Raw genomic sequence first — 8,887 nt, 5'->3', positions numbered from 1 at the left:
TGTGTCGTTCCCAGTTCTTCTATATAACTTTCCATCAGGTAAAGATATTTCTTTGCGGCCATCAATGACTTTGCTTTTTCTTCAGCTGTTGTTGCACTTTTTGCACGTAAGCTGTTTACTTTTGCCCGTATATTCGCCCGGTAGCTTTTATAATAAATAAAGAGATCGCGTTCATTTGCCGTTTGCATAGCGGGGAAAAAATGATTATAATATTCGAGAAACAAGGTTGACAAATCCTTGCGATCAAACGCATCCAAATCCATGCAAAGGAATGCCACTTCATTCAAAACATCAATTTGCCGGAAATCGTCATTGAATTCAATGCAATCAAACGGCACAGGATCCGGCAATAAAAAAATATTCCTCGAATGTAAATCACCATGGCCATCCCTGTAAAATCCATTTCTCAGCCTGTCTGCTATCAACCCTTTATTAATGCTTAGAAACTTATTGGAAAATTCAATAGCCCGGCCTATAATAACGTCGAATTTACTGCCGGCTTGTTTGGCCAGGAATTCTTTTTCTACTTCCAGATCATTGAATTTTTCCTGGATATCCAATAAGTTTTTTTGATAAATGATAGTCGTGTTTTTATGGAAGAAAGCTATTTGCTCTGCCAGTTTTTTTATATCAGATTCCGTTACAACATGCTGAGTTAATAATTTATCCATTCGTTTTGCCGTATCCAGTTTATGCATTTTTACAGCATAATCTATTATGGTTCCTTCTTTTCCACCTATAACAATATTTTCCTGCCATTCACCTACCGGCAACACTTCGAGGTAGACATTGTAGGTAAGCCTCTTATTTAATTCTATTTCCCTATTGCAAAAATACTTGCGAAGTTCAGGAGTGGAAAAATCGAGAAAAGAATAGTGTACCGGCTTTTTAATTTTATATACAAACTGATCGCATAATATCACCCAGGATATATGTGTTTCCATTAATTCCCGCCTGATGGTTTTCTCAGGGAATTTTCCACGGGATAACAGGCTATTAATTTGTGCTGTTGTCATTTTTTTTAAGGTATTCTGCAGCTTTTTGGATCATTTCATTTATGTTATCATCAGTTGACTTTAATATTAAATGAGATTCGTTTAATGGTTCATTCTGCTGACTGATGAATTTATAAACCTTAAAATCAGCCTCGCTATATGGCCTGGGGTTTTTTAATCTTTCCCTGATTATATTTTCATCAGCCTGTATTTCAATAAAGGAAATCCCGCCTTTGTCTTTCATTTCCTCAACAAACATTTTCCTTATATCTTTTTTATGAAAAGTAGCATCCAGTACTACATTCTTTTTTTGCCGCACGGATTCTTGCATTTGCTCAAGCATTGTATCATATACGGCCTTTTTCTCCTGATCAGAATAAGCCCTTTTCTTAAAAATTTCCTGCCTCACCCTGTCGCTGTTAATATGGTTAGCGTTGATCACTTTCGCAAGCCTTGAAGCGAAATAACTTTTACCTGAACCGGGCAAACCGAAAACAATTACAATCATATCAAGCCATTAATGTTTAACCTGCTTTTTATTCATAATTGAATGCATACATTCAAAAAACCGATCCTATCGTCTTTATTTTTTGTTATCCATTACCAGCACGGCAGCTCCGTAAACCTTCCCGTGCCTAAGATCGTTTAAAGCATCATTTGCGTTCTGCAACGGGTAAGTTTTTATTTGTGTATGGATTGGGACCTGCGGCGCCATTTAGTGATAGTAATTATTAAAGCAATAAAGGATTTTTTTTGAAATTTGCTTTACCCGAAATTTAATTTTCTTATGCCAGGTATAGTTTGGTTACGCATTCCTTCAATTTAGCAAAAGCTCAAGTTTTTTTAAATTTAAAATAAGAATGCTTCCATCATCTTTTATATCAATGAGCTTTTCATTTCTAAAATCACTGAGTGTTCGGATAAGTGACTCTTTGGCTGTGCCCGCGATAGATGCGAGACTTCCACGGCTTATAATCATGGCATTATTATTTTCCACAGTTTGAGGGTATTTTTTATGCAGCATTAAGAGTGCATCAGCCACCTTCTTACGTAGTGAATTGTAAGCGATATTTACCAAATGATTTTCCCTTTCGGAAATGTTTTTTGCAAGCAGCCTGATGAATTTTTGAGCTACTTCTTTATTTGTATTGATCAGTTTGTCAAAATCTTCACGTGGAATTATAGCCAGTTCTGTTTCTTCTAATGCTGCGGCAGTGTCTTTATAAACGGCGCCTTCCAGCATCGCCACGTAACCCAGGAAATCGCCTGTAGAAAAAAGCTCTGTAACCAGTTCCTTGCCACTATCATTACTCCTGTAAGTTTTTACTTTTCCCTTTAAAATACAATAAAGCCGGTTTGGATGATTGCCTTTTGAATAAATAATTTCTTTTTTCTTATACTTATTAATATTCCGGTCTTCTGCGAGTAGCCTCAAATGATCTTTTCCAAGCGATGTCTGCATTAAATATTCCAGGCCTTCCATATCAGGTGATAATTCTTGTTTTAACAGGTCAATTTTTTTTAACCGGCTGTCTACTGCATTTAACAGCTCTGTTCCGCTAAAGGGTTTGGTAATATAATCATCGGCGCCCAGTTCCATTCCTTTACGAAAATCGCCGCGTTCGGCTTTGGCAGTGAGGAAAATAAAAGGGGTATTTTTTATTGTATTATTTTTATGAACGGCATGAAGCACCCCGTAGCCATCCAGCACCGGCATCATAATATCGCAAATGATCAAATCCGGTAAATGCTCAAGGGCCTTTTGAACACCGGTCATACCATTTTTCGCTACAATGACTTTATAGTTGGACAATTCAAGTATTTCCGCAGTATTCTCGCGAACATTGTCATTGTCTTCTATTAAAAGTACTTTTTTCATGATGATATTTTTTAGCGTTAAATGTTACTATAAATTCAGTACCTTTTTCAAGCTGACTTCTGCATTCAATATTTCCATTCATCATTTCAGCGTATTTGGAGATAATATGTAATCCCAGGCCGGTGCCCTGTATATTTTCGGCATTGCTTCCGCGGAAAAAACGTTTCGTTAAATGTTGCTGGTCTTCTTTCGAAATGCCTATTCCATTGTCTTTTACGGATAATATAATTTTTTCATTTTGATTGCTGGTCTTTATATCTATCGCAGATGTATCAGAAGAAAATTTGCTCGCATTGGAAACCAAATTCAATAGGATGTGTTTTAGCAATGATTTATCCAAAAAGACACCTGGATTGCCTTTATGCCGATAATTGATTTGCTGCTTATTTTTCAGATTATTTTTAATTTCTTCCAGGGTAGCATGCATCATTTCTTCTATGTTAAATTCTGAAAAGTTGGCCTGCAATTTCCCTTCTTCTATTTTGCTCAAACTAAGAAAATCATTTAAAATGTCTGTAAGCATATTTACCGATGAAACAATGCGCTGCAGGTGCTTTTCGCGTTTTGGCTGGTCTTCACCAGAGGTATATTTTTCTATCAAATACGCTGATGAAAGTACCGTACTAAGAGGCGTTCGAAATTCATGCGAAGCCATAGACACAAACCGCGATTTTAATTCACCTAAATGTTTTTCTATTTTAAGCGCTTCACGCAAATCTCCTTCCGCTTTTTTTAATCTGGAAATGTTTTTAATAATAACACCAATATTATTTATCGAACCATCCTCTTCTATTAATGGGAAAGCATCCATTATATACGTGTGGTTTACAATAGGATAGGGAAGTTCGAAATCAGAAATAAGCGCTTTATTCTGAAATACATTTTCCAGCTTTACAAAAATAATCTTGCGCAAAGGTTCGGGAAACCGCGGATACATTTCTTTACCTATCAATTCCGCGATATCTGAATGAAGGCGTTTATGCAGTTCGCCTCCTGTATAAACGAAATTGTAGTTTTTATCAATAATGCTGATAAGGCCATCGGGATAATTATGCAATAATTGTAAAAATAGGCGCTGTACTTTTTTTAATTCTTTTTCAGCTTTTATTCTCTCCGATATGTCAATGGCAATGCCAACATACCCGGTAATATTTCCTTTTATGCTTCTTAGGGCCGTAATGGTTAATGAAACAGGAAATGAAGCACCGGTTTTGGCTATATAATTGAATTCTTCTTCATCATGGATATTACGCCTGGCTTTTTCTATCAATACATCAAAGCTGTTATTTACTTTTATGCCAAACACGTTCAGCAATTCCTTTCTTTTTCTTTCAATGTCTTTTTTAGTATGGAATAATACGGGAGTTTTTTTATCGATAACCTCTGATTCGCTATACCCGAGTTTACAGGCCGCTTCGGGATTAAAGAGTTTGATAATTCCATTTTCATCAGTAGCAATAATGATAGCGCCTGCAGTATCCAATAATGTTTTTTGAAAAAACAAAACATTTTCAAGCCTGTCCTTTGATTTTTCCAATTGCTGTATTGCTTCCCTCAAATCCCTTGTCCGGTGCCTTACCATAGTGCCAAGCTCGATATTCAGTTTTTCAATTTCAGCCTCTGCTGCTTTACGAATCGAAATATTGGTAATGAAAGCTACAATGTATTTACCGCCATTGCTTGTGTAATGGCCAAGGCTCACTTCTACAGGAAATTCTGCACCATCCTTCCTTATACCAAACAAATCCATCCCCAGGCCCATCGGCCGGGTTTGAGGGTTTTCAGCGTATTTTTCCCGATGATGAATATGGTGGTTATAAAATCTTTGAGGAATTAATACCTCTATCGTTTTCCCAACCAACTCTTCTTCTGAATATCCAAATTCTTTTAAAGCAAAAGGATTGATTGTAATAATCCGGCCATGGCAGTCAGTAACCAAAATGCCCATAGTTGCATATTCAAAGAAAGCTTCAAAATGACTTAAATTTTTAGTATTATTTAAGAGGTCGTACGACATTTTTTAAGATTCTGAGCTTACCTATTAAGAACTTTCGAAGATGCACCATCGAATTTACAAAATTATAATCACTTGGAAATTGATTAGCTTATTAAACAAATACCAGAAACACATTAAAGCAAGATAATATATATCTTCCACCGTCAGTATGGCTTTGGTGATAGCGTCCGCTTATTTAAATCATGGTTTTTTAACCGATTAATACTGATTTCAATCAGTAGAAGTGGTAACTAAGAATATTTATTATTAATAAATCAGCCATTATTTTTACATCGGTTTTTCATAGGATATTGGATTATAACAAGGGTGGATTTCTATCCGGCCCTTTTTTTCATAAATAATTTTAAGCCCTGGATGAATGAGTATCTTAATTTTCAAAGGCGTGCTGAATAAATAGCTGATAAAATTTTATAAAAATTGAAATACCACTGCTTTTAGAGTCATTGAAAGGATCGGTTATGTTACCTGTTATGGTTGATCGCCATCATTGTTGCTATTGCAACGTTGACGCTGCGGTTATCAAATGTTTCAGCTATAACTTAGGCATGCAAAAAAGAAAATATAAAACGTTTATACTACGGGGTAATAAAGTAGATAATATCGTCAGGGAAATAATTATTTTCTGATATATCTAAAATCAGGCATACAGGGCTTTATAGATCCTATGCTATCATCTTTTCTTAAATTTATCTAAAGAAATATTTCATTCTAAAGTATTATGAGCGAAGGCCTATTTGCATTTCTTCTGCTTTCCGGATATTTTCAATTCCTTTCCATATCGCGTCAGGGTTAAATGAAATACTATCTATGCCTTCTTCCACCAGAAATTTGGCAAATTCAGGAAAGTCGCTCGGCGCCTGCCCGCACAAACCAATTTTTGTCCCGGCCTTTTTAGATTTTGCAATCATGGTGGTAATCATTTCTTTAGGCGCTTCGTTCATCTCGCTGAACAAATTGCTTACGATGGCGGAATCCCGGTCTATACCCAGGGTAAGCTGTGTAAGGTCGTTTGACCCAATGGAAAATCCGTCAAAAATCGCAGCAAATTTTTCAGCCAATATCACATTGCTGGGTATTTCTGCCATCACATAAATTTCAAGGTTATTAACGCCTTGTTCCAACCCAAATCTTTTCATTACCGCGATTACCTTATTCCCCTCCTCAATGGTTCTGCAAAAAGGAATCATCACCTTCACATTCGCCAGTCCCATATCCTCCCTTACTTTCTTAATAGCTTCACATTCGAGCCTGAAACCTTCTTTATATAATTCGTTATAATACCTGGAAGCCCCGCGGAACCCAAGCATTGGGTTTTCTTCATGCGGCTCAAAATCCTTGCCACCAATGAGGTTGGCGTATTCATTGGTTTTAAAATCACTCATTCTCACAATAACATCTTTGGGGTAAAAAGCGGCCGCGATAGTAGCTACCCCCTGCGAAAGCTGATCTACAAAATATTTTTCCTTGTTAGGGTAATGATGCGTCAATTCCTCAATTTTTTGTTTGACTGCCGCATCTTTCAGTTCATTAAATTTCACCAATGCCATAGGGTGAATTTGTACGGAATGCGTAATGATAAATTCAATACGCATCAGCCCGACTCCATCGTTTGGATAGAACGATAGTTCGAATGCTTTGCCCGGATCGCCGACAATCAGCATTACTTCAGTAGTGTCTGGCTTTTTAATGGATGAAAAATCAAGATTTGTGGTTTTAAAATTTAGTTTTCCTTTATACACAAAACCTCTTCTTCCTTCACTGCAGGAAACCGTGATCATTTCGCCATTGGCAATTTTAGTGGTAGCATCGCCGCAGCCTACGATTGCGGGTACGCCCATTTCCCTTGCCACTATAGAAGCATGGCTTGTTCTGCCGCCTTTATTGGTAATAATAGACGAAGCCTTCTGCAGTATCGGATCCCAATCGGGGCTGGTAGTGTCTGTAACTATTATTTCACCAGGCTGCAAGTTGTCCGCTTCATCAGGCGATTGTAAAATCCTTGCCACGCCAGTGGTTATTTTTGAACCGATAGCTTCACCCTGCACCAGCGCAATTCCCTTATCCAATAATTTATATTCTTTTACCAGTAAAGGATTTTTTTGTGAATGAACTGTTTCCGGTCTTGCCTGGATGATAAAAATTTCATTAGTGATGCCGTCTTTTGCCCATTCAATATCCATTGGTTTTTGATAATGGTTTTCTATGATCACAGCCCAATGAGCCAGTTCCCTGATTTCTTCATCGGTTAATACAAAAAGCTCCTTTTTTTCTTTGGGTGTGTCGGTATTGATGATAGATTTATTTTTATCAATGCCATAAATCATGGTTTTTGCTTTTGTGCCTAATTTTTTTTGAATGATGGCATTTTTATCCTGCAGTAGCGTGGGTTTAAAAACCAAAAATTCGTCGGGAGTAACTATTCCTTGTACAATATTTTCGCCCAAACCCCATACGCCGCTCAGGTGTATTATATCACGAAAACCGGATTCCGGTTCCAGCGTAAAAATGACGCCGGAGGAAGCTTGATCCGAACGTACCATTTTTTGAACACCTACAGATAACGCTACTTTCTGATGTGCAAAACCGTTTTCCTCCCTGTATTTAATGGCTCTATCGGTATAAAGAGAAGCGAAACATTTTTTTACTGTATTCAGCAGAGCTGTCTCTCCCTTGATATTCAGATAACTTTCATGTTGCCCCGCAAAACTGGCCTGTGGTAAATCTTCAGCGGTAGCGCTGCTTCTCACGGCCACTTCATAGTCATTTTCGCCGCACAAATCTTTATACGCCGCCACAACCGAAGATTGAAGATTTTGAGATAATTCACCAGCAAGTATCAATTCCCTTGCTTTTGCACCGGTTTCGTTAAGATTTTCATAATTGCTTCTATCCAATTGACGTATCAAATGATCCAGTTTTGAATGCAATGAGTTTTGTGTAAGAAATTCTTCAAAAGCATAAGCAGTAGTAGCAAATCCGTCGGGTACTGAAATTCCTTTTCCAGAAAGTTTGGAAAACATTTCTCCCAGAGAAGCGTTTTTGCCGCCCACTGCCGCTATATCAGCTATGCTGATTTCTTTGAACTTTTTTATGTACAAATTCATTAGATTGTATTAAAAAAATGACTATTGATGAATTGCCATCACCGGAACATGACTATGTAATACCAACTGCCTGGTGTGGCTCTTGCTAATTAATTTATCCAGTAAGCTGTGCCGCTTTGGTAATACCAATAGCAGGTCAATGCTATTTTTTTCAGCAAAATCCATAATACCCTCGTCGGTGTTATCGTTAGTAATGAAATGGTAACTGGGGTTTAAGGAACCAATCATTTCCTGAAGCAGGGCTGATTCAAAAACAGTATCCGGAGCAAATTCAGTTTTCTTCCCCGTATTAAGCACATGTAGCTCAGCATTAAAATCGCTTACCAGTGTTTTAATTTCTTCAACCGGTGTTGTATCCACCACTTTATTAAAGTCACAGGCCAACCCAATTTTTTTAATCGCTGAATACCTGGCACCGTTTGGTACCGTAATTAAAGGCCACTCCAAACGTTTCATTGCACGCACGGTATGGTTCCCAAAAAACAAACGCTCTGCCGCTGTTGTTCCCTGGCTACCCATTATAACAGTATAAGGTTTTATATTTTCACAAAACGTTTTTAATTCCTGGAAAAATGCGCCCTCTCTTACTTCAGCAGCAATTTTTATTTTGCCGTCGGTTCTTTTAATTAAGATATCTTTTATATGGTTTAGTTGCATGCCGGCATCTTTTATCAAATCATTTATATTCACCGCTACTGGCACTTCGGCGTAGCCAACAGGCATTTGATATATATGCAGTAAAAATATGTCTGCATGAATTGCCAGAGCCATGTCTGCGGCATAGTTGGCAGCATTTAAAGCGGCCGGAGAAAAATCTGTTGCCACCAGTATTGTTTTCATAAAAAATTATTTTTGATTTGGTAATATTGAACTTTTTATCAATTATTTCAAA

Annotated in this window: 6 protein-coding genes; all 6 read right to left on the bottom strand. The window is 37.4% G+C overall.

Annotated elements, in window-relative coordinates; genetic code table 11:
* Positions 1 to 1,016: hypothetical protein (locus PLE34_RS16930; RefSeq protein WP_324558881.1), on the bottom strand; the 1,016-nt coding region annotated here is incomplete at its 3' end.
* Entirely contained in the window at positions 997 to 1,503 is a 507-nt protein-coding gene (locus PLE34_RS16925; RefSeq protein ID WP_324558879.1) for a P-loop nucleotide/nucleoside kinase family protein, read from the bottom strand. The genes PLE34_RS16925 and PLE34_RS16930, both read right to left, overlap by 20 nt.
* Before the next feature lie 309 nt (positions 1,504 to 1,812).
* Positions 1,813 to 2,874 (bottom strand): response regulator, encoded by a 1,062-nt coding sequence (locus PLE34_RS16920; RefSeq protein WP_324558877.1) that lies wholly within the window; start codon positions 2,872 to 2,874, stop codon positions 1,813 to 1,815.
* On the bottom strand, positions 2,843 to 4,891 hold the full coding sequence (locus PLE34_RS16915; RefSeq protein ID WP_324558875.1) for a sensor histidine kinase: 2,049 nt from the start codon (positions 4,889 to 4,891) through the stop codon (positions 2,843 to 2,845). The genes PLE34_RS16920 and PLE34_RS16915 overlap by 32 nt, the downstream gene beginning before the upstream one ends.
* A gap of 716 nt (positions 4,892 to 5,607) precedes the next feature.
* Positions 5,608 to 7,995 (bottom strand): phosphoenolpyruvate synthase, encoded by a 2,388-nt coding sequence (gene ppsA / locus PLE34_RS16910; protein ID WP_324558874.1) that lies wholly within the window; start codon positions 7,993 to 7,995, stop codon positions 5,608 to 5,610.
* 21 nt (positions 7,996 to 8,016) lie between these two features.
* Positions 8,017 to 8,835 (bottom strand): universal stress protein, encoded by an 819-nt coding sequence (locus PLE34_RS16905; RefSeq protein WP_324558872.1) that lies wholly within the window; start codon positions 8,833 to 8,835, stop codon positions 8,017 to 8,019.
* Positions 8,836 to 8,887 lie beyond the last annotated feature (52 nt).

Origin of the sequence: Agriterribacter sp. (assembly GCF_035445465.1) — a bacterium.
In the GTDB taxonomy this organism is placed as follows: domain Bacteria; phylum Bacteroidota; class Bacteroidia; order Chitinophagales; family Chitinophagaceae; genus Agriterribacter.
This window is presented reverse-complemented; position numbering and strand designations above follow the sequence as displayed.

What these genes read in the sequence shown, in the direction of transcription:
- PLE34_RS16925 (WP_324558879.1), bottom strand. Translation starts at nt 1,503, where the DNA reads ATGATTGTAATTGTTTTCGGTTTGCCCGGTTCAGGTAAAAGTTATTTC.
- PLE34_RS16920 (WP_324558877.1), bottom strand. Translation starts at nt 2,874, where the DNA reads ATGAAAAAAGTACTTTTAATAGAAGACAATGACAATGTTCGCGAGAAT.
- PLE34_RS16915 (WP_324558875.1), bottom strand. Translation starts at nt 4,891, where the DNA reads ATGTCGTACGACCTCTTAAATAATACTAAAAATTTAAGTCATTTTGAA.
- ppsA (WP_324558874.1), bottom strand. Translation starts at nt 7,995, where the DNA reads ATGAATTTGTACATAAAAAAGTTCAAAGAAATCAGCATAGCTGATATA.
- PLE34_RS16905 (WP_324558872.1), bottom strand. Translation starts at nt 8,835, where the DNA reads ATGAAAACAATACTGGTGGCAACAGATTTTTCTCCGGCCGCTTTAAAT.